This window comes from Nocardia sp. NPDC005745, from assembly GCF_040630775.1.
Lineage (GTDB): Bacteria > Actinomycetota > Actinomycetes > Mycobacteriales > Mycobacteriaceae > Nocardia.
Genome location: NZ_JBEXYF010000012.1, coordinates 94,005 through 116,015 on the forward strand (window position 1 = coordinate 94,005; position 22,011 = coordinate 116,015).

Below are 22,011 nucleotides of genomic sequence, written 5' to 3' on the forward strand. Positions count from 1 at the left end.
GCCGACAACAGACACAGCGTGAGCGGTCAGGGCCGGAGGCGGCAGCGCAGCGTAACCACGCAGGCCCCCGCTCACGCCGACAACAGACACAGCGTGAGCGGTCAGGGCCGGAGGCGGCAGCGCAGCGTAACCACGCAGACCCCCGCTCACGCCGACAACAGACACAGCGTGAAAGGACACGTATGAGCTGGCAGATGGCGGGCCCGGCCTGGTTGTTCTGCCCGGCCGATCGCCCGGAACGCTTCGCGAAGGCGGCGGATGTGGCGGATGTGGTGATTCTCGACCTCGAGGACGGCGTCGCCGCGCACGACAAGGCGGCGGCGCGTAAGGCGCTGGTGGATACCCCCCTGGATCCGGCGACCACGGTGGTGCGGATCAACGCGGCGGGCACCGGGGACCACGCGCTCGATCTCGCGGCCCTCGCGGGCACCGCTTACCGGCGGCTGATGCTGCCGAAATGCGAGTCGGCCGAACAGGTCGCGGCGCTGCCCGAGCACGAGGTGATCGCGCTGATCGAGTCGCCGCTCGGCGCGCTCACAGTCGGCCATGTGATGACGGCGCACAACGCGATCGGCGTCATGTGGGGCGCGGAGGATCTGGTGGCCGGGCTCGGCGGCGCCGGGAGCAGGCACGCCGACGGCAGTTACCGCGACGTGGCCCGCCACGTGCGCTCCAGCACGCTGCTGGCCGCCAAGGCCTATGGCAAGTTCGCGCTGGATTCGGTGTATCTGAACATCCGGGATCTGGACGGGCTGCGCGCGGAGGCGGAGGACGCGGTCGCGATCGGGTTCGACGCCAAGGTCGCCATCCACCCGAGTCAGGTGGCGGTGCTGCGCGCCGCCTACGCGCCCTCGGAGGAAGAGATCACCTGGGCCCGGCGGGTGCTGGAGGAAGCGCCGAAGCACCGCGGGGTCTTCGCCCTGGAGGGCAGGATGGTCGATGGCCCCGTGTTCCGGCACGCCGAGCAGATCGTGCGGCGCGCCGACCGCGCCTGAGCACCGAGTTTCCACAGTCAGGAGGACCGCGATGCAACCGCAATGGGTGCCGACCGAAGAAGACATCGCCGCGGCGAAAGTCACCGACTTCGCGCGATTCGTCGCCGAGCGCACCGGCGTGCGCACGGCCGACTATCACGCGCTGTGGCAGTGGTCGGTGCGGGATCTCGCCGGGTTCTGGCACGCGCTGTGGGACTATTTCCAACTCGGCGACGTCGCGGGCGAGGTATTGGCGAACGCCGAGATGCCTGGGGCGCAATGGTTTCCCGGCACCAGGCTGAACTACGTGGACCAGGTGATCCGGCAGCTGCGCACCGACCGGCCCGCGATCAAGGCGGTCAGCGAGGACGCGCCGATCCGGGAGGTGTCCTGGGCCGAATTGATCGACCACACCGCCGCTTTCGCGCAAACGCTGCGTTCGCTGGGTGTGCGGCCCGGTGACCGGGTGGCGGGATATCTGCCGAACATCCCGGAGGCGGTGATCGCGTTCCTGGCCACCGCGAGCATCGGCGCGGTCTGGAGCGCCTGCGGGCAGGACTATTCCCCGAAAGCCGCGCTGGACCGGCTCGGGCAGCTCGAACCCACCGTGCTGGTCACCGCCGACGGCTACCGTTTCGGCGGCAAGGCGCACGACAAGCGCGAGGACGTCGTCGCCTTGCGCGCGGGCCTGGACAGCTTGAAGGGCACGGTCGTGGTCCCCCGGCTCGGGCTCGAGGTACCGGACGCGACCTCGTGGGACGACGCGATCACCAGCACCGAGTCGCTGCCGCCGGTGATCACCACCGAATCGGTGGATTTCGACCATCCGCTGTGGATCGTGTTCTCCTCCGGCACCACCGGCCTGCCCAAGGGCATCGTGCACGGCCACGGCGGCGTGCTGCTCGAACATCTCAAAGCCGTTGCCCTGCAATCCGACATCGGCCCCGATGACACCTTCTTCTGGTACACCAGCCCGAGCTGGATGATGTGGAACTTCCAGATCGCGGGCCTGCTGACCGGGGCCACCATCGTCACCTACGACGGCAGCCCGACCGCTCCCACCCCCGACGCGCTGTGGCGCATCGCCGCCGAGGTCGGAGCCACCGTGCTCGGCGCCAGCCCCGGCTATGTGCTGGCGTGCATCAAAGCGGGCTCCGTACCGCGCACCGATCACGACCTGTCGGCGCTGCGCGCCGTCGGCATCACGGGTTCCTCGCTGCCCACCTCCTCGGCGCTGTGGCTGGGCGAGAACGTCGGCGAGCACGTTCAGGTCTCCTCGATCAGCGGCGGCACCGACGTGGTGTCGGCGTTCATCGGCGGCGTGCGCACTATGCCCGTGTGGCCGGGCGAGTTGTCGGCGCCCTATCTCGGCGTCGCGCTGGACGCCTACGACCCGGCGGGGCAGCCGGTGCGCGGCGAGGTGGGCGAACTGGTCGTCACCGCGCCGATGCCGTCCATGCCGGTCGCCTTCTGGCGCGACGAGGACGGAAAGCGCTACCACGACGCGTATTTCGACACGTTCCCCGGCGTGTGGCGGCACGGCGACTGGATCACCATCACCGACCACCACAGCGTGATCGTGCACGGGCGGTCGGACTCCACGCTCAACCGGCACGGCATCCGGATGGGCAGCGCCGACATCTACCAGTCCGTCGAACGGCTCCCGGAGATCGCCGAGGCACTGGTGATCGGCGCCGAGCAATCCGACGGCGGCTACTGGATGCCGTTGTTCGTCACGCTGGCCCCCGGCGCCGAACTCACCGACGAGCTGAAAGCCCGCATCAACAGCACCATCCGCACCGAGGTCTCCCCCCGCCACGTCCCCGACGAGATCATCCTCGCCCCCGGCATCCCGCACACCCGCACCGGCAAGAAACTCGAGGTGCCGATCAAGAAACTGTTCCAAGGCGCCGACCCGGCCCGCGTCGTCGAACGCAGCGCGGTGGACAACCCGGACCTGCTCGACTGGTACGGCACCATCCGGCCCGGCGGAAAGGGCTGAGATCGCGAGTTCGGCTGGGCGCAGTGGGTTCGCGGGTCACGACAACCTAGTCGAGGCTGCCCTGGGGCACGACCCAGACCTGGGGCTGCCTCGTCACCGCCGCGATGTGTTCGAAATCCGCGTCGTAGTGGACCAGTACGGCCCCGTGGAACTCGGCAACGGCGGCAGTGAGCAGATCCACGATCCCCGCGGCTCGGTGGTGACCTTTGCGTGCCATCAATTGCTGGACTTCCCGGGCACGGTCGGCGATCGTCTCGTTGATCGGCAGGTTGACGTAGAGAGCGCGACGGCGCTGGCCGATGTTCTGCACGTCGGCGAGGTTGCGGCCGGAGTAACCCGCTTCCAGATCCACCGTGACGCAGGTCGCAGCCGCACGGTCGGCGATCAGCCCGGCGATCACCGCACGCACCGGCTCATGCCCGAGTCTGGCGCTCGCGGAGGTGTCCACGAGGTGGAGTCGCAGAGGAGTGGTTTCGCTCAACGACGAGCCTCGCCCATTACTTCGGCATCACCGATATCTTGACCGACGCCGAACCCGTACGGATCGGTCAAGACCTGTTCGATTCGGCGTCTCCGCTCGGCGACGAATTCCAGAGCCGCGTTCACCGTGTCCTTCTTGGTGGTGGTCCCCAACTCCTTGGCAGCGAGGGCTAGGGCTTCGTCGTTCAGATCGATCATGGTCTTCATATATACAAGGATATATACCTATAAACCGATGGAGCAACATTCTCGACGACAGGCACGCCGCATCCATCAGCCCTGCCTATACTCGCGCTCACCCTCCCAGGCATACCGCATCGGCAAGAAGCCGGAAGTGCAGAGCAGCCGACCGAACGGCGTCGTCGAACGCAGCGCGGTGGACCACCCGGACCTGCTCGACCGGTACGGCACCATCCGGCCCGGGCGCGGCTGAGGGTCCCCGAGTTCGACTGGGGCGCGGTGATTCCTATCTGCGGTAGGCGCGGCCGCCGATCGACGCGGTGAAGACCGCCGGCCGTGCGGCGCGGGCGGCGGCCAGGTTGCGCTTCTCCTGCGGGGTGAGCCGATAGCGCGCCGTGATCCGCTGCGCCAGGGCACCACGGCGCCCAGCACCGGTGTGGGGTCAACCGGGCGCAAAGCCAAGGCCATGACGAACTCCTTACCAGAAAGACGCACCGGTACAGCCGAATTCGGCCGACTACGTGCGGAGGATTGCGAACGGTGCCGGCGGTGACGGGGGGGTCCCTTCGTCGGCGATCGATGCCGGATCCGACGTGATAGACAAGTGCGTCTCGCCGGAGACAGGGTGTCTGGCTGATACCGATGAACCGGGAAACCGGGTTCGAACCACTGTCGACCGCTCCTGAACGAGTAGACTTGATTGCTCCTGGTGAAGCGGCAGATCAAAACCACGAACTTTGGGGATCTGATGCGGGAACAGGTGGAATTCACGATCGTCGAGGTCGGTGCGGACCCTGAGCGGCTGAGCTGGGACAGTAACCTGCTCCTCGCCGAATTGCGCGAACTCGACTTCGACGACATCGGCCGTCCCACCGAAGGCCCGGCTCCGGCGCGAACGCGGGCGGGTGATGTGACGGCGGTCGCTTCGATCGTCGCGATCGTGTCATCGCCTGCCGTCATGCAGGCCGCGACCGAGGTCGTCAAAAGTTGGGTGACTCGACGCGAACATGGCGTCGTGCGGATGAAGAGCGGGGACGACGAGATCGAGATCTCTGTCGCTTCGACCGAGGAGAAGCGCAGGCTCCTAGCCGAATTCTTGGCCCGTTTCCGAGCTTCGAACCATGGCAAAACGTAGTCTGATCATCGCGAACCAGCATTACCGCGACCCCGCCTTCGCCGAATTGCCCGGCGCGGCTCATGACGCCATCGAGCTCGAGTCGGTGCTAGCTGATCCGGATATCGCCGGATTCGAGGTCGAGGTGCTGCGGGATGCTACTTCAGCGGAGTGCCGCAGAGCGATCGAAAGATTTTCTCGCAAAGCGCGCGGTGACGATTTGCTACTCCTGCACATGTCCTGTCACGGCGAGAAGGACATACACAATTTCTTATACCTGATCGGTACCGACTCCGAGAAAGAATATCTCGCCGCGACGGGCATCGACATTGTCTTCATCAGGGATCAGCTCGAGGACAGTCGTTCGACCAAGACGGTGCTGTTGCTCGACTGCTGCTATAGCGGAGCATATTCCAATAGCCGGCGAAGAAGGTCCGGATCGGACTCGGTGGACATCGCCGAACCCTTTACCGGGAGTGGCAGCGTGGTCATCACCGCCTCGACGTCGCTGCAGTTCAGTCACGAATTCGAAGCCAGCAGTCGCGCCACCAACGAACCATCGGTGTTCACCAGTGCCATCGTGCACGGACTACGCACCGGCGAAGCGGATATCGATGGCGACGGCTGGATAAGCGTCATTGATCTCTACACCTACGTACACGATACGGTGAAACGCAGCACCCCGAACCAGACACCGACTTGCAACGTGTTCCGCGCGCAGGGCGCGTTGTTCATCGCCAAAAGCAGTGCAGTCCGGACCGACGCACCACCGGTTGATCCACCATCGCCCCCAACCCACCTACAGGAGAATGCAATCTCGCCCGAACCGCAACCCGAGCTGTGGTGGCAGCGATGGTGGAGCCCCTTGATCGAAGTCGCTTCGCTCGTTATGGGCGCGGCGGCGATCTACCTGTTCTGGCCGGACCCGGATCCCGAACCTGTCCAGCGAACACTCGAGATCGCCAAGCCCGGTGACACGGCCGAATTGACCTTCCCGGGCCGAACCGGTCAAAAGGTATTCGTCGACGTCACCTCGTCGACATTTCCGTCGCAGTGTGGGCTACCCGTTTTGCGCGATCCGACAGGAAAACAGATCGCCAGCGGCTGCATGAACAGCAACGGTACCGGCTACATAGACGGCACGGCGCTGCTAGCGGACGGGCGATACACCGTGTTACTGGCCCCATCGAACGATGCCACCGGCAAAGCCACCGTACGTGTGATCGACTCGGTCGACCAGGACTCGGCGATCGCCCTTGACGGGCCACCGATCAGCGCCGCCATCGAACACCCAGGTGCGGTGAGCAAACTTCGGTTCACCGCCGCCGCAGGTCAGAGGGTGTTCGTCAAGGTCACTTCCTCGACATTGCCGTCGCAATGCGGGGTCCTCGAATTGTGGGATCCATCCGGCAAGGAAATAGCAGATGGGTGCGTGGACAACAATGGGACCGGGTACATAGACACCGCGCGGCTCACATCGTCTGGGGAGTACACGATCGTGGTGGATCCAGCCGACAAGGCGACGGGTGAGTCTCAGGTGCGGCTTTTCAACATCGTCGACCAGGACACCACAATCACCCCGGACGGTCCGCCTGTCACCTCCACCATCGGACAACCCGGAGCCGTCAGCAAGCTCCGGTTCACCGGCACTGCCGGTCAGAAGGTGTCCGTAGTAGTCGACACCTCGACATTGCCAGCACAATGTGGAGTCCTCGAGTTGCGGGATCGAGCAGGCAAAGAGATGGACAGCGAGTGCATCCATCGGGACGGCACCGGCCTTATCGAAAATTCGACCTTGCCGGCCGCGGGACAATACATGATCGTGGTGGATCCAGCCGACTACGCGACCGGTGAGTCTCAGGTGCGGCTTTTCAACATCGTCGACCAGGACACCACAATCACCCCGGACGGTCCGCCTGTCACCTCCACCATCGGACAACCCGGAGCCGTCAGCAAGCTCCGGTTCACCGGCACCGCCGGTCAGAAGGTGTCCGTAGTAGTCGACACCTCGACATTGCCAGCACAGTGCGGAGCTATCAAATTACGGGATCGAGCAGGCAAAGAGATCGACAGCGAGTGCATCGCCAACGACGGCACGGGGCGCATCACTACGACATTGCCCACCGCGGATGAATACACCTTCGTGGTGGACCCGACCGGGACCGCGACCGGCAACTCCCAGGTGCGGCTCTATACCGGCTGAGTCCACGGACCTCGCGGACCGGAGTGGTGACGGCGCGGTGACACATGGATGACGGCCGGTGTGGACGATAGGGCTCGCGACGAAGACTTGCTTCACGAGGCCTTGCGCAGAGACTGCACCGAATCCCGAGGGAAAAAGCCATGACCGCTACGTCCGCAGAAATGGAGGCCTATGCTCCGGCCTCCCCGTTCGCCGAGACTTTTCAGCTGATGTCCGATGGTGAGAGTTCAGGTTTCGGGTCGGAGACGTTGCCTCCGGTAACCGAGATGGAATCGCCGTTTCGATCGGAGTACGAGCAGGCAGGCGGCCCGAGTGGGCCGAGTCCAGAGCGTGAAGCGTACGAGACGATGGTCTCGAGCCTCTACGAGATGGAATTCGGCGAAGCGCTGTACGAGTTGGCGGCAGAGGCAGCCGCAACGCTCGGCGAGCAGTCCGAAGAGGTTCGAATCCGAGACGGCGAGCAATTCCTCGAACACTATATGACTCCGCTCGTCAGCGAAGCCGAGGCCATGCTGGATCGCTATGCGGAGCAGTACATGCAACACGACATCACCACCAGCTCCGAGGACGAGCTCGACCGGCTGTTCGAGTCCATCCAGCCCAGTTTCGAGCATTTGTCTCCAGCGTTCGAGAACTTCCTCGGTAAACTGTGGAAGAAGGCCAAGTCGGTTGCCCGCGGCGCGGTGCGACTGGCCAAGAAGGGAATCGCGGCGGTCGGCAAGATCATCCCGCTCGGCTGGATCTTCGGCAAACTCAAAAAACTCGTCCGGCCGCTGCTCAAGCGGGTGCTCAAACTCGCGCTCGGCCGGCTTCCGGTCGCTTTGCGGCCCGCGGCCCGCAAGCTTGCCGGTCGACTATTCCGTGAGCAGGAACAGTGGGTCGACGAGGCCGAGTCGTTCAGCGGTTTCGAGGAAGCCGAAACCGAAGCCGCCGCCGAGGCGCACGCGCACCCGGATCCCGACACTATCCAACGCGAATTCGACGCGACGGTAGCCAGTCTGTTCTTCACCGAAGAGGAGAGCGAACAGGAATCCATCCAGACCGAAGCGGCCGAGCAGGCCGAGCAAGAAGCCGAAGACCGGCTCGCCGAACTCGATTCCGCCCGCGAACAGTTCATCCGCGACGTTACCCAGGCTCCTCCCGGCGGAGACCTCACCGAAGCGATGGAGAACTTCGTCCCGGCGATCCTGGGCGCACTCAAGCTCGGCATCAACATCATCGGCCGGGGCAAAGTTGTCGGCTTTCTCGCCAAATACGTGGCCAGGCTCGTACGCCCCTACGTGGGAGCGGACGTCGCGAAGCCCTTGTCGAAGGCCATCGTGTCCACGGGGATGAGCCTGGTAGGGCTGGAGGTTCCGGCGGAACAGAGCAGGCTGGCCGGCGAGGCGGTGGCCAGCGCGGTCGAAGGGACCATACGCCGAGTGGCGGAGCAAGGTCAGGAGGTCTTCGAAGATCAACGCCTGCTCGAGGCAGCCGTGCAGGAAGCATTCACCGAAGCCGCCGCGGAATCGTTCCCCCCGGACCTGATCCGCGAGGAGTACCAGGAGGTGACGGCGCGAGCGGCTTCCCGCGGCACCTGGGTGCTGCGCCCGGCCACCGGCCGACGACGGTACAAACGGTACACCCGGGTGCTCGATGTCACGGTGAGCCGACCGACTGCCAGGTTGGTCACCGGATTCGGAGCGGTGCCCCTCGCGGCGATTCTGCAAGCGCGCCTAGGGGTCACGGCACCAGTGACTTGCAAGGCATACCTGTACGAAGCGATTGTCGGAACCAAACTGTCCACGATCGCCCGGCTCGAACGAGACGTACCCGGGCTCGGACCGACCACGTCCCTGGGGTGGAAGCTATTCTTGCCCTTGACCCGGCAGACGGCCGCCACTTTGTTCGGTGAACCTCTACTGGGCCGGGATGTGGCGAACCACTTCCTGCTCTCCCCTCACCGGATCGCGGTGGGTCAGCGCTTTGTGATTCTCGTTCCGCAAAGTTCGAGTCGGCGCGTCGCACCGCAAGACAGCGCCACGACACGGCGGCCGTTCGGGCATACCAGCCAGGTCAACCTGACGCTGAACATCCCCGCATCGCAAGCGCAGATCTACATCTATCTCAATGAGACCGACACTCAGGCGGTGGCAGCGTCGATGCGACGCGGTGAATCGGTGACGCCGGCGATCGTGCTGCTCAAAAAAACCTACGTCGCCGCACTGCGAAGCATGCTGTCGGGCGATTCCCGTCGACATGTCAAGGTGGTCCACGAGACGGCTGCGGGCGAAGAGTTCGCCGGCAAGGCGCTTTCCGCGGTCGGCGTGCAATTGCTCGCGAAGATCGGTGCGAAGATCATCGACTGGATCGGTATGGCCCTGTCGGAATATTTCACCCGGCAGCGCCAAGACTTCCTCACAGCGGCGGACAAACCGATCAACGGGGTGACCATCATCGTTACCGCACGGCACAATTCGATGATGCAGGTGCTCGACAAGGCCCTGCGCGGCGACGCGGTCGGTTCCGCGATCGCCCTGACCAAGGCGCTGCTGCAGCGAGCCGAGTTCGGCGTGCGCACCGTCGCGGGGTTCCGGTCATGATCGACGAGACCGCGGCGCTGCGCTTCGAGCTGTCCGGTGAAGCAGCGCACTGGCAGACCGCGACGGTGGGCTTGGCCGATCTGGACAACTTCGCCGCCCCGGACGCTTGGCGCGCGTTGGAAACCTATCTGGGGCTGGCGGTGCGGCGGCACTTGACCGAACTGGTCACCAGCGCCCGGCTCGAGCTCGACGCGATGCAAGCCGATATCCGCGCCGCGCTCACCCTTGCCGACCTGCGCCGCTGCCAGGAGCGAGTGCACCGATTCCGCCGCAGATATCTGCAGGCCGAGACGGTTCTCACCTTCTACGGGAACGCCGTCAGGTCCCGTACCACCGCCAGGCTGGGCGAGCTGCTCCGAGCCTGCGACTACCTGGCCGTCGAGAGCATGCGAGCCCCACTGCGACCTATGCGGACGACCCCGCCACCCGCCTTGGTCTACCTCGACAGCGGTCTGGGTGCTTCCATCCTGCGGGCGGGGTGGCGGGCGTGGGATGGGAGTTCCCCCTCCCCCGCCGCCGCGATAAAGCTCACCCGGTTCAACCTGCTGCGGCCCACCTCGATGCTGCATGAGGCCGGACATCAGGTAGCGCATCTGACCGGCTGGAACGATGAACTGGCCACTGTGTTGCGCCGAGAGATCCCGGATCCCTTGGTGGCGGACGTCTGGGCGGGGTGGGCGACAGAGCTGGGACCGGATCTGCTGGCCTTCGCCCACTCCGGTTACGGTGCCGTCGCCGCCCTGCACGATGTGGTCAACGATGCGCGCCAGGTGTTCGCATTCCCGATGGGCGACCCGCATCCGGTCGCCTACTTGCGGGTGCTGGCCGGAGTACAAATGTGCCAACGGTTCTACGGCATCGGTCCTTGGGACACTCTCCGGCAAGCCTGGCAGACCGTGTATCCCATCGCCTCGGCGCCTACCGAGTTGCAACCGCTGCTCACCCGCAGCGTCGAACAACTCCCCCGAATCATCGAGCTCGGATTGCGTACCCCGATGCGGGCGTTCGGTGGCGCGGCCCTGGCCCAGATAGTCGACCCGGCCCGGGTGAGCCCAACCGCTCTCACCGAGATGCAGCGGGCAGGCGGCGGTGCGCTCACCACCTCCAGCCACTACCTGCAAGCCGAGGGGCTCCGGCTGCTGGCGCACGCGGCATTCAGCGTCGCGGTCCACCCGGAGACCGCAGCACAGACCGCACACGATTTCGAGACATGGATGCGCCGCCTCGGCACGCTTGCCTCCGTGTCCGCCGCCGCTTGAAAGGGAGACCGATGGTTGGCACCAAATCTTCCAAAGACGAGAAGTTCGAACAGTTCCCGCTGGCCGACCTACTTCAAAAGTTGCTGAACAACCTCGACGACAAGCACAACCAGCAATTCCAGGAGTACAAGAAGTTCACGGAAGAAATCACCACCCGGCTCAGCAAGACTATTTCGGACGGGAACCAGCGCGGGCTGCGTGAGGAAGAACTGCAACGTTCTCGCTCATATGCCTTGCTGCGCAGTCAATTTGCCGGACCAGCCGATGACAATTTCGTCAGCCCCGCACAGATCGTGAGCATCACCCCCGAGTCGGTCAAGCAGGGCGACAACGTGAGGATCCACATGCGTAATGCGGCAGCGCTCGACAGGGTGGGATTCGTCGATACCGCCGGCGGTGAGGCGGGCACGTTCCCTACTCCCCAGCCGGACGAATCCCCGGGCACCGGGGACAAATGCTACGCCGACCCGGTTTCCCGGTCGGACAACTCCCCCGGCGCGGCTGACCAGTACTACTCCGTCCGGGTCCCGGACACAGCGAAGACGGGTCCGGTCACGGTCAGAACCATCATGGATGAAACCCTCACCACAGATTGGGATTTGCGAATCTCCGACGAAATCCCCGCATCCATCCCCGACATAATGCTCATCGCGTACACAAGAGGTCCGTCATGATCCGCCAATTGGCCAATTGGTTCGCCGATAAACTGAGGATCGAGAACCCCAGCGAGATCGACATCCCCCGGCTGGCCACCGAGGAAGTCTTCAAGCTGCATCCGGAGCAACTCCAGCGCTTCCTCGAGGAGAGCTGGGCCTACGGTAAAGCTGGCAGACCGGTTTTCGATCTTCCGCCTGCCCTCCTGTACGGGATGGTTCCCGGTCTCGAGTCCGGGGTGCGTGATCTGCTGCCCGGCATTTCCGACACGTTCTTCGGACCGTGGCGAATCGACCGAACGAGTGAGACAGATCCTGGCACCGGCGGCCGATGGGACCACCTCATCTACGCCTACCTGATCGAGAACACCCGGCTGATCGACATCTTCCGGCGGGTCGTCACCGAGTATCTGCAGGGCGAACGCCTCGAAGTGCCCTCACCGCTGACACATTTGTGGCTCCGCAGCACCGAGGCCTTGTTTTTCCGGGATCTGCCCTCAGGCAGCATCGCCGCGATCACCAGCCGTGTCCGTCCGGATCCGGAGGCCACCCGCCGCAACGCGTACTACCGCATGTTCGGGGCCGATCTGAATCATGGTGCGGACGGCGCCTCCAGCTATCCATACCACCGACCGACCGCGGCGAACACCGGGTTCATCGAGGTCTTCGAGGACTTCCTGCGCGAGGTGTGGCTGGCGTCGGAGAACTACAACAACACCAGTGGCATCAATACCAAGGACGACGCGGCGATCGCGACCTCCGCCCGGGATATGCAGGACATGCTGATCACCCGGCGGCGATTCGGGAACCTCGCGCGAGAGGAGTTCGTCATCGTCTCGCTGCTGTCTTGGTTCCATCTCACACTGGAGACCGACAACTGCGTGGTCACCGACCTGAAAGCCAATGCGGGCAGCCCTGAGGAACGGCTGCGCAAGATCGGAGAGCGAGTGGGCCTGACGCCCCATGCCAAGTCCGAGAGTTTTTTCCAGCTGGCACCGCGAATGTCGGCGCTGCTCAGCAAGATCGAACTGGGCGACTACAACACTTCCAGCGCCGTCAGTGTGCTCTATGCCGATCCCCAAACCGGGCCGCCGAACCAGGTTCGCAGAGACATGCTCGACATCATCAATCAATGGTCGACCGCCACCGGACGGGACATGAAAGCCCGCCGGACCACGGTCACGCCCCGAACCAACGTCCCGGCTGCTCGACCGAAGGCCTCTCCGCAGCGGGCACGCGTCGAGGCCGGCAACGGTTCCCGCACCGGCTGACGCCGGAGTCGAGATGGACATGCCCGAAGCCACGGTGTCCACCGCCATCCGGTTGCATCTGCTCGGCAGTTTTCACGTCGAACGCTCGAACGAACCGCTGACACTGAGCCCCGCCGGCCAGCGATTGCTCGCCGTACTCACACTTCGCGGCACGACGAACCGCGCGACCATCGCCGCCCTGCTCTGGCCGGAGGCCACCGAGCAACACGCTCTCGGCAGCCTGCGCAGCACTCTGTGGCGGATGCAGCGAATCGACACCGATCTCGTGCACAACCGTCGTGAGAACCTGGCGATCGGACGAATGGATGTCGATCTCATCCATTTCGTGTCATGGGCGCGCAGGCTCACCGACCGCACCGGTACACCCGACGATGCCGATCTCGACCTCTTCCACCTGTCCGACGGCGAGCTTCTACCCGGCTGGTACGAGGATTGGGTTCTTTTCGAACGGGAACGGCTTCGTCAGCTGCGACTACATGCCATCGAAGCCATGGCCTGCCACCTGTGCCGCCGTCGCCGGTTCGCCGCCGCCATCGAGACTGCGCTCGAAGCCATCCGAGTCGAACCACTCCGTGAAAGCGCCTACCGCACCTTGATCTGGATACATCTCTGTGAAGACAACGTTGCCGAGGCACTGCGAGTGTTCACCGCGTTTCGCAGAACACTCCACGATGAACTCGGTATCGAACCGTCCCCCCGCTTGCAGGCACTCATCTTCTCGCGTCTGCGCCGCCCTCGCGCCGTCCCCGCCCAGCTTCAGGCCACGGGTAGCTGACGAGTCGGTGACGCGTCGAAAGCTACTGGAAGCAGCCCGAGAGCGGAGAACAATGGACACGAGCCCTCGTCCGAATACGGTGATCGTCGTGCGCGCATGGATGGAGTCCGGGCAGCCGGCCGGCTTTCGTGCGCGACTTCTCGGCGCCGATCCCGATGATCCCTCTTCGAGTCTGCTCGTGGCCGATCCCACGCATGTCTTGGAGGCCGTCCGCCGCTGGCTCGACCACATCGTGCAGGGCGGCTCGAAGTCTTCTTGATCCGGCCCTCGGACGGGCACCAGCGGACATGGACCGGCGTCCGGGTTTCTCCTAGCGTGGAAGCGACAGCCAGTCGATACCCGCGTGGAGGTGGCATCGTGGCCGCACAGGACGTCCGAGAGTGGACCGAGCACGAGGGGTTCCCGCCCGGGCCGCCGCTGCCGCCGCTCGTGCAGAGCGTGTTGTTCCAGCGGGACCGGGCCCGCTTCCTCACCGCGATGGCGCGCCGCTACGGCGACGTCTTCGCCCTGCGGGTTCCGCCGTTCGCCGACCGCCTGGTGGTGTACTCCCGCCCCGAACACATCAAGGAGATCTTCGCGGGCGACCCGCGCGATCTGCACGCGGGCGAGGGCAATCAGATCCTGGGCGCGATCATGGGTCCGCATTCGCTGCTGCTGACCGACGAGGCCGAGCACGCGCGGGCCCGCAGGTTGCTCATGCCCGCCTTCAACGGTTCCGCACTGCGCGGCTACCGGGCACTGATCACCGAGATCGCGGCGGCGGAAGCGGGGAGCTGGGCGTCCGGGTCCACCGTGCGCATGCTGGACCGGATGAACGCGCTCACCCTCGAGGTGATCACGCGGGTGGTCTTCGGCGTCACCGACGAGCGGACCAAAGCCGAACTGAGCCCGCGACTGAACCGGATCGTCCACCTGAACCCGCTGATCTTCCTGGGATTCAAAAACGACCGAATGCGCCGGATCGGGCCGTGGAGGAAGTTCGCCGAGAACCTGACGGCGGTGGACGACCTGCTCTACGCCGAGATCGCCGACCGGCGGCGCGCGACCGATCTGGCCGAGCGCACCGACGTGCTGTCGCGCCTGCTCCAGGTCGGCGCGGGCGACGACGACGCGCCGCTAACCGATGCCGAGCTGCGCGACCAACTCATCACCCTGCTGCTGGCCGGGCACGAGACCACCGCCTCGGCGCTGTCCTGGGCGCTCTACGAACTCGCCGCCGACCCCGAAATCCAGCGGTCGGCGGCGGAGGCCGCGCGCACGGGCGACGATAAGTACCTCGACGCGGTGCTCAAGGAGGCCATGCGGTTGCACACCATTATCTCCGGCACCAATCGAAAACTGACCAGGGACATGACGATCGGAGGACGGTGGCTCCCCGCGGGCACCGTGGTCGCCACCTCCATCGTCCTCGCACACCGGCGTACCGATGCCTACCCCGACGTCGCCGTATTCCGTCCGGCCCGCTTCCTCGACGGCGCGGTGGCGCCGAACACCTGGCTGCCGTTCGGCGGGGGCGTGCGGCGATGCATCGGCGCGGGATTCTCCTTACTGGAAGGCGTCACCGTGCTGCGCGAAATCCTCCTCCGCCACGTTCTTTCGCTGCCGGCGGACGGCAAGCCGGAGCGCGGCAAGGTTCGCAACATCACCACCGTGCCGGGTGGCCGAGCGCGGGTCGTGATCAGCCCGCGCGGCTGACAAATATGTGAACAATGATTCTTTGCATGATCTGCTGTTGTACTGGCTCTATCGTGTTGTAAGTTTATCTTTGTTCGACAACCTGTCCGGCCTGGCGCGCATGGTGCCCCGGCGCTCGGCCGATTCCGGTTGTCGACTTCCGGACGCACCGGCGCGCACATCCCGCCTTATCGCATGCCGGCGCGCACCGGAGAACAGGTACAGCTCCCGGGGGCCGCTCATCCCCGGGAGCCGTATCCCGTGACGCGGCGACCCCGGCCATACGACCAGGTCGTTACGATGTTCCTCATGAGTGTCGACAATCGCCGTACGGCGCGGAAGGCGAGCAGCGGCGACTCGGCACCTCGGGAGATCCGGCGCAGACCGAAGAATCGTCGTGCCCAGATCGCCGCGGCGTCGGCGGCCGCGTTCGGCGCGCTCGGCTACCACGGCGTGAGCATGGACGACATCGCCTCCGGGCTCGGCATCAGCTCCGCGGCGCTGTACCGCCACTATCCGAGCAAGTACGCGCTGTTCCGGGAGGAACTGCTGCGCGTCGGCCGGGCGATGACCGAATCGGTCGAACTGCCCGAGGAGGCGGCGGACCGGCCCGCCGAACAGCGGCTCCAGCACGTACTCGACGCGCTGATCGCGGTCACCATCGACAATCGCCCCACCGTCACGCTGGTGCGCTGGGAGGTCAGGTACCTCGAGCCGGACGACCAGACCACGCTCAACGACCAGCAGGCCACGGTGCTCGGCGCGCTGGGTAGCCAACTCGCCGCGCTGCGCCCCGAACTCGCCGAGCAGGACGTGCGTGTGCTGCGCGCCGCCCTGCTCAGCACGATCACCAGCATCGCCGACCACCACGCCGCCCTCCCGGTGAAACCTCTTGCCCGCCTTTTGCATTCGGCCTGTTGGTCGGTCGCGCACGCGAAGCTGCCCGCGACGCGGCCGGTCGAGCCGGTCGCGGTGGTGGAGATCCCGGACTCCTTCAAACACGAACTGCTGCTGCGCAAGGCGGTCGAGCTGTTCCACGAGCGCGGCTACCCCAACGTCAGTGTCGAGGACATCGCCACGGCCGCAGGGCTTTCGGCCGCCTCGGCGGTGTACCGGTTCTACCGCGGCAAGAGCGACATCCTGGCCGCCGCGTTCCGGCGGGCCGCCGAACGTGTTTCCGGCGCCGTCGGCCCTGCCGTGGCGGCGGCCACCGGCGCCGAGGACGCGCTCACGGCGCTGATCACGCAGTACGTGGCCGGATCGTTCGCCGAACGTGCGCTCACCTTCGTGTATTACACGGAGTTCCAGCACGTTCCGGTCGAAGAGCGCACGGTGCTGCGCAATATCCAGCGGCTCAGCGTCGAGGAGTGGGCCCGGTTGCTGCGCGAGGTGCGCCCGGAACTCGCTCCGGCGGAGGCACGCATTCTGGTGCACGCCGCCTTCGCGGTGGTGGTCGATCTGGGCCGCGCCTTCGGCGACGAGCCGCTGGCCGCTCAGGATCGGGTGCGGCTGCTGATGCAGTCGGTGCTGTTCGGGCGGCCCGCGCGCTAGCCCTATATGTTATCGAGAATTCTCGATCGACTGGCTCAATAGTGCGACATTAAGGCCGGTTCACAGCTTCTTTGTGATCTATCATTCACTTGTTCCCCAGGCAGGGCAGCATCGGTGTACCAAACGTTGGCTTGGGCTACCATCGCGGCATGGGTGCCCAGGACCGCCACGCTGCGGACAAGGCGGCCGACGGGACACCGGCACGGGTGATCCGGCGCCGCCCACGCGACCGCCGCGCGCAGATCGCGGCCGCGTCGGCCGAGGCGTTCGGTGCGCTGGGCTACCACGGCGTCAGCATGGACGACATCGCCTCCCGCCTCGACATCAGCTCCGCGGCGCTGTATCGCCACTATCCGAGCAAGTACGCCCTGTTCCGCGAGGAAGTGCTGCGGCTGGGCACGGTCAGTCAGGAAGCGGCCCGGCTGCCGGATGCCACCGGCCTGCCCCCAGCGCAACGGCTCGAACGCGTGCTCGACGCCCTGATCGACGCGGCGATCGCCAACCGGCGCAGCGCCGCGTTGTTGCGTTGGCAGCGGCGCTACCTGGAGGACGCCGACGCCGCCACCCTGGCCGATCAGCTCGCGGGGGTGAACGCGGCGCTCACCTCGCTGCTCGCGGAGACCAGGCCCGCGCTGCCCAAGGCCGACCGCTCCGTGCTCGCCGCCGCGGAGCTGAGTGTGCTCAGCAGCATCGGCGACCACCACGTGTCGATTCCGGTGCGGGCGCTGACCGCGCGGCTGACCGCGGCCTGCCGCGCACTCGCCGCGTGCGAGCTGCCGCCTGCCGGTAACGCCGAAGCCGAGAGCTTCGCCGCGACCGAGATCCCGCTGACCTTCAAACACGAGTTGCTGCTGATGCGCGCGGTCGAGCTGTTCCACCAGCGCGGATACCCGAATGTCAGCGTGGAGGACATCGCGACCGCCGCCGGGCTGCCCGCCTCATCGGCGGTGTACCGGTTCTACCGAGGCAAGGGCGACATCCTCACGGCGGCGTTCCGCCGGGCGGCGGATCGAGTGTCGGCCGCCATCGGACCCGCCGTCGCCGCCGCCGAGACGCCGGAGCAAGCGCTCGACACCTTGATCGAGTTGTACGTGGCGGGCTCGTTCGCCGAGCGCGAGCTCACCTTCGTCTACTACGCCGAGATCAGCAACGTGCCGCCGGAGGAGCGCACCGTGCTGCGCAACATCCAGCGCCTCAATGTCGAGGAGTGGGCCAAACTGCTGGTCGGCGTGCGGCCCGAGCTATCGGCCGCCGAGGCGCGCCTGCTGGTGCACGCCGCGTTCGCACTGGTCGTCGACCTGGGTGAGCGTTTCGGCTCCACCGACCCGGCGTGCTCGCCGCGCCGCGTGATCCGCCTGATGCAGGCGATCCTCTTCGACCGGCCCGCGGTCCCCACGGCATAGCCCGCCGATTCGCGGATGCAATATGCCGTGTCGCCGGTGAGCTCCCCAGTCATACCCCCGCCGTGGGCTCGAGACATCGCCGCAGCGCGCGAGGCAGAGCAGCCCCTTTCGCACGGGGAAGTGCGGAGGCAGTGCCAGCCGGTCGGTCCTGGTCTCCCCGTTTCCGGGAACGAGTACGGTGGGGCCCGTGCCATCCACCGTGGCGATGCCGACGCGCCGGACGTGAGGCGCAGGGATCGATGTCGGGTCGGCCGGGGACCCGGTGGGTGTTTACGCCACCGGCGAACACCGCGGTGGGAATCGACCTCGCGACAGCGCTGTTGCGGCAGGAGAGCGCGCGCCAGGACCGGCGCGACGCTCGTAGAGCATTCGCGCAGTTTCCGACTTCGGAAGGAACATCCACATGAGCACAGATCTCGACGCGCAAACCGCGGCGGCGTCCGGAACCTTCGCCATCGGCGGCGATCTTCCGGTGCATCGGCTCGGGTACGGCGCGATGCAGTTGACCGGCCCCGGGGTGTGGGGCGACCCCGAGGACCCGGACGAGGCGGTGCGCGTTCTGCGCCGCGCGGTCGAGCTCGGCGTCAACTTCATCGACACCGCCGACTCCTACGGCCCGTTCGTCAGCGAGAAGCTGATCCGTAAGGCCCTGCGGCCTTACCCGGAGGACTTGGTGATCGCCACCAAAGCCGGTCTCACGCGTCAGGGGCCCAACGAATGGCGTCCGGTCGCCCGGCCCGAATACCTGCGCCAGCAAGCCGAACTCAGCCTGCGCCACTTGGGCGTCGACCGCATCGACCTGTACCAGCTGCACCGCATCGACCCCCAGGTGCCGCTGGCCGACCAGCTCGGTGAACTCGTGGCGCTCCAGCAGGAGGGCAAGATCCGGCACATCGGCCTCTCCCAGGTCACCGTCGAACAGCTGCGTCAGGCACGCGAACTCGCCACTATCGTCTCGGTGCAGAACCTGTACAACTTGGCCAACCGCGCCGACGAGGACGTGCTGAACTACGCCGAGCAGGAGAACATCGGCTTCATCCCGTGGTTCCCGATCGCCACGGGCCAACTCGCCGCCCCCGGCGGACCGCTCGCGGCCATCTCCGCCGACCACGGCGCGTCCCCCGCCCAACTCGCACTGGCCTGGTTGCTGCGCCGCTCCCCCGTGATGCTGCCGATCCCCGGCACCTCCAGCGTCGCGCACGTCGAGGAGAACATCGCCGCAGCGCGAATCACGCTGACGGACGAAGAATTCGAAGCCCTCTCGGCAGCCACCGAATAGACGGGAAGAGCCCGCCCGGCCGGCCGATTCGCCGCAGCCGTGTGCCACTCACGACCGGCGGCGGCAAGGTGGGCGTGGGTCGATGTTCCCCTCCGACATCGACTCTGGATTGAAAGTACGGGGGGACGGTGGTACCGGTCGGGACTCCCTCGCCGAGTCCCGACCGGTGGGTGAACTGCGCTGCCTGGCGGATCGCGCTGTGCGGCAACGAGTTCGGTGCGCCGACGGTCGGTCAGCGCGAGTATCCGTCGGCCCGGCTGTCGGGGATGACGCGGCCGGAGGCGACCAGGGTGCGGAAGGCCGCCTGCTTGCGGGGGCAGGCGTCGGCGCGGCAAGGGCGGTGGCCCTGCATCACCCGGTGCGCCTGTTCGATGGTGAACGGATGCTCGGGCGGGCGGTGCGCGTCCTCGGCGCCGCCGTGCGGCAGACACGATCCGACACCGATGATGGCCGCCACCAGCAGCGTGCACGCGCCGAGCATGCTCAGCAGCGGTTCCACGGCGGGTTACTGGCCGGCGTCCTGCCGGAAACAGAACGCCGACGCGCTTAGGTACTGACGGCAGTTCGCGCCGTGACCGGCGTGCACGGCGCAGAGAAACCGTGCGCGGTCGTAGGTCAGGCCGAGCGCTTCCTGCGTGCAGTCGCGGCTTTGCACCAGCCACAATTCTCTGACGTCCGAGTGCAACACGTCCATCTTTCACCTCCACTTGGGCAGTGCACCCGGCACCGAGAAGGCGCCGCCGGATCGCGCTCGACACGGATGGATCGGGCCGTGTCGGGACCGTGCGCCGGGTTCCGGACAGCGGGCGCCCTCGACAGGGTTTGGGCGGACCCCCGATGCCGGGTGCGGTTCAACAGTGCGCGTTGCGATTCGGTAGATAACAGACCCGAATGCGGTAATTGCGAGTACTTTCCGTTTGTATCGGCCTGGAGCGAGGAAGTGAGACCTATGGTGGAGGTCGACTGGACGGGCGAAGCTGTACATGCGCTTCGCACGGCGATGAAGCGAAGCCGTTACGAATTCGCGCGTCTGGTGGGCGTCACACCGCGCACCGTGGTCCTGTGGGAGAACGGCCGGACAACCCGGATGCACGCCGCTAGCCAGCGTCTCCTCGACAGAGTCCTGTCGCAGGTCGATTCCGTCGTCGCCGAACGATTCGAGCGTGCGATCGTCACGGGCCGGGCGACCGCCCCCGACTACGAAAGCGCCGATTCGGCGCCCGAAAGGCACACCAAGCTCGGTAGGGAAATCGGGCTCGACAAGGAAGTCGAGGAAGACGACGTGAGAAGGCGAGAACTGCTGGCCTGCATCGGCGCGGGCCTGGCAGGCCAGGCGGCGGACCTGGTGGCGAGCGAACCGGAACGGATGCTGGCAACCCTCGACGCGGGGTCGATCAGTGAACGGCGACTGGTGTTCCTGGAGCAGTCGGCCGAGGTCCTCGGCACGCGGGTGGTGCAGGTGCCGCCGCACGAACTGCTGCAGGCCGGGCTCGAGCAATTCCGGATGGTCCGAAGCTGTCTCGGCGAACGGCAGCCCACCCATCATCAGGTCCGGCTGGTGCGCACGGCGGGCAGACTGGCGAACGTGGTCGGCGAGATCCTGTTCAACGAGGGGCATTTCGGCCAGGCCCGGATGTGGTATGCCACCGCGATCCATGCCGCGCAGGACATCGGCGACCGCTATTCGGAGGACATCGCCCTGGCCGGGCTCGCGTATTTGCCCACCTATAGCGATAAGCCGAAGGAAGTTTTGCAGTTACTCGACGGCCGATTGCAAGAAAATCCGTCCTACGGCGCGGCCGCCGCGTGGTTGTGGGGAATGGCGGCGCGCGCGCACGCTAGTCTCGGGCACGCCGACGAATTCGCGCGCTGTATCACGCGATCGGCATCGGCTTTGGAAGACGTCGGCCCGGAAGACCTTTCGGTCGGTATTTTTTCTTTCCGCCCGGAGAAACTCGCCTTTTATCAGGCGATCGGATATTCCCGCCTCGGCCGCGCCGACGAGACCGCCGTGGCGGCCGCCCGCGCGATGGCGCTGTACGACCCGTCGGAGACCATGGAGCCCGCCCTGGTCCGCTTCGAGCACGCCACGGCGCTGCTGGCCTCCGGCGAGATCGAGGAAGCCTGCGCGGTGGCGACCAGCGCCATCACGAACGCGCACACCTACGTCGGGCTCACCGTCACCCAGCGCGCCAAGCAGTTCGACTCGGCGCTCGGCGGCCTGCGCACCAGAGCCGTCGGCGAATGGCGCCAGCACGCGCATGCGGTGATCGACTCGGCGCGGGTCAAGGCCTGAGGCGGAGCGCGCCGGTCGGCAGGGGGGATGGGGACCGGCGCGCCCCGCGCATTCAGGTGGTCAGTTCGCCTCGCTGGACATGGCCTCGATGAGCGACTTGGGGCGCATGTCCACCCAGTGCGTCTCCACGTACTCCAGGCAGGACTTGCGATTGGCGGCGCCGTAGGCGATGGTCCAGCCACCGGGGACGGCGGCGAAGACCGGCCACAGGGAGTGTTCGCCCTCCTTGTTGATCAGGACGTAGAACTTGGCGTCGTCGTTCTCGAACGGATTGGTCATTTCGGATTTTCCTTCTTCCTGGTCGGGTCAGGGGAT

19 protein-coding genes are annotated in these 22,011 nt (G+C 66.1%); 15 read left to right on the forward strand and 4 right to left on the reverse strand.

Annotated elements, in window-relative coordinates; genetic code table 11:
• The first annotated feature begins 182 nt into the window (after positions 1-182).
• Entirely contained in the window at positions 183-995 is an 813-nt protein-coding gene (locus tag ABZ420_RS15165) for a CoA ester lyase (RefSeq protein ID WP_357122272.1), read from the forward strand.
• A gap of 31 nt (positions 996-1,026) precedes the next feature.
• Entirely contained in the window at positions 1,027-2,976 is a 1,950-nt protein-coding gene (locus tag ABZ420_RS15170) for an acetoacetate--CoA ligase (protein WP_357122275.1), read from the forward strand.
• Positions 2,977-3,022: 46 nt separating this feature from the next.
• Here ABZ420_RS15170 and ABZ420_RS15175 read toward each other — a convergent pair whose 3' ends face one another.
• Together ABZ420_RS15175 and ABZ420_RS15180 are read right to left on the reverse strand one after the other, a co-directional pair.
• Positions 3,023-3,424, reverse strand: a complete 402-nt coding sequence (locus tag ABZ420_RS15175; protein WP_357122279.1) for a PIN domain nuclease — start codon at positions 3,422-3,424, stop codon at positions 3,023-3,025.
• Positions 3,425-3,453: 29 nt separating this feature from the next.
• Positions 3,454-3,663, reverse strand: a complete 210-nt coding sequence (locus ABZ420_RS15180) for a type II toxin-antitoxin system VapB family antitoxin (RefSeq protein WP_357122282.1) — start codon at positions 3,661-3,663, stop codon at positions 3,454-3,456.
• A gap of 682 nt (positions 3,664-4,345) precedes the next feature.
• Between ABZ420_RS15180 and ABZ420_RS15185 the strand changes: the two genes are divergently transcribed.
• From ABZ420_RS15185 to ABZ420_RS15240, 12 genes are all read left to right on the forward strand, one after another.
• Complete coding sequence (locus ABZ420_RS15185; protein WP_357122285.1) at positions 4,346-4,771, forward strand: hypothetical protein; 426 nt, start codon at positions 4,346-4,348, stop codon at positions 4,769-4,771.
• A complete protein-coding gene (locus ABZ420_RS15190; protein WP_357122287.1) occupies positions 4,758-6,953 on the forward strand; it encodes a caspase family protein in 2,196 nt (731 codons plus the stop codon). The genes ABZ420_RS15185 and ABZ420_RS15190 overlap by 14 nt, the downstream gene beginning before the upstream one ends.
• Positions 6,954-7,093: 140 nt before the next feature.
• Positions 7,094-9,535 (forward strand): hypothetical protein, encoded by a 2,442-nt coding sequence (locus ABZ420_RS15195; protein ID WP_357122290.1) that lies wholly within the window; start codon positions 7,094-7,096, stop codon positions 9,533-9,535.
• On the forward strand, positions 9,532-10,794 hold the full coding sequence (locus ABZ420_RS15200; RefSeq protein ID WP_357122293.1) for a hypothetical protein: 1,263 nt from the start codon (positions 9,532-9,534) through the stop codon (positions 10,792-10,794). The genes ABZ420_RS15195 and ABZ420_RS15200 overlap by 4 nt, the downstream gene beginning before the upstream one ends.
• 11 nt (positions 10,795-10,805) lie before the next feature.
• Positions 10,806-11,468, forward strand: coding sequence for a hypothetical protein (locus ABZ420_RS15205; RefSeq protein WP_357122295.1), 663 nt, complete (start codon positions 10,806-10,808; stop codon positions 11,466-11,468).
• The gene (locus ABZ420_RS15210; RefSeq protein ID WP_357122298.1) at positions 11,465-12,718 is read left to right on the forward strand and encodes a hypothetical protein; all 1,254 of its coding nucleotides are present in this window, start codon (positions 11,465-11,467) and stop codon (positions 12,716-12,718) included. Before ABZ420_RS15205 ends, ABZ420_RS15210 begins: the two co-directional genes overlap by 4 nt.
• Before the next feature lie 52 nt (positions 12,719-12,770).
• Positions 12,771-13,493, forward strand: a complete 723-nt coding sequence (locus ABZ420_RS15215) for a BTAD domain-containing putative transcriptional regulator (RefSeq protein WP_357122301.1) — start codon at positions 12,771-12,773, stop codon at positions 13,491-13,493.
• Positions 13,494-13,545: 52 nt separating this feature from the next.
• Positions 13,546-13,752, forward strand: coding sequence for a hypothetical protein (locus ABZ420_RS15220; RefSeq protein WP_357122304.1), 207 nt, complete (start codon positions 13,546-13,548; stop codon positions 13,750-13,752).
• A gap of 98 nt (positions 13,753-13,850) precedes the next feature.
• Positions 13,851-15,188 (forward strand): cytochrome P450, encoded by a 1,338-nt coding sequence (locus ABZ420_RS15225; RefSeq protein WP_357122307.1) that lies wholly within the window; start codon positions 13,851-13,853, stop codon positions 15,186-15,188.
• Between the two features lie 288 nt (positions 15,189-15,476).
• Positions 15,477-16,718 carry a TetR family transcriptional regulator gene (locus ABZ420_RS15230; RefSeq protein ID WP_357122310.1) on the forward strand — a complete coding sequence of 414 codons (1,242 nt, stop codon included), beginning with the start codon at positions 15,477-15,479 and terminating at the stop codon, positions 16,716-16,718.
• Between the two features lie 149 nt (positions 16,719-16,867).
• A complete protein-coding gene (locus ABZ420_RS15235) occupies positions 16,868-18,121 on the forward strand; it encodes a helix-turn-helix domain-containing protein (RefSeq protein ID WP_357122313.1) in 1,254 nt (417 codons plus the stop codon).
• Between the two features lie 403 nt (positions 18,122-18,524).
• Entirely contained in the window at positions 18,525-19,400 is an 876-nt protein-coding gene (locus tag ABZ420_RS15240; protein ID WP_357122316.1) for an aldo/keto reductase, read from the forward strand.
• 232 nt (positions 19,401-19,632) lie between these two features.
• Here the strand turns inward: ABZ420_RS15240 and ABZ420_RS15245 are convergent, their stop codons facing one another.
• On the reverse strand, positions 19,633-19,899 hold the full coding sequence (locus ABZ420_RS15245) for a hypothetical protein (RefSeq protein ID WP_357038903.1): 267 nt from the start codon (positions 19,897-19,899) through the stop codon (positions 19,633-19,635).
• Between the two features lie 72 nt (positions 19,900-19,971).
• Here ABZ420_RS15245 and ABZ420_RS15250 point away from each other — a divergent pair, with 72 nt between their 5' ends.
• Positions 19,972-21,696, forward strand: a complete 1,725-nt coding sequence (locus ABZ420_RS15250) for a hypothetical protein (protein ID WP_357122319.1) — start codon at positions 19,972-19,974, stop codon at positions 21,694-21,696.
• Positions 21,697-21,756: 60 nt separating this feature from the next.
• On the opposite strand, the gene ABZ420_RS15255 is transcribed toward ABZ420_RS15250, so the two are convergent.
• Entirely contained in the window at positions 21,757-21,975 is a 219-nt protein-coding gene (locus tag ABZ420_RS15255; protein WP_040870086.1) for an MbtH family protein, read from the reverse strand.
• Positions 21,976-22,011 lie beyond the last annotated feature (36 nt).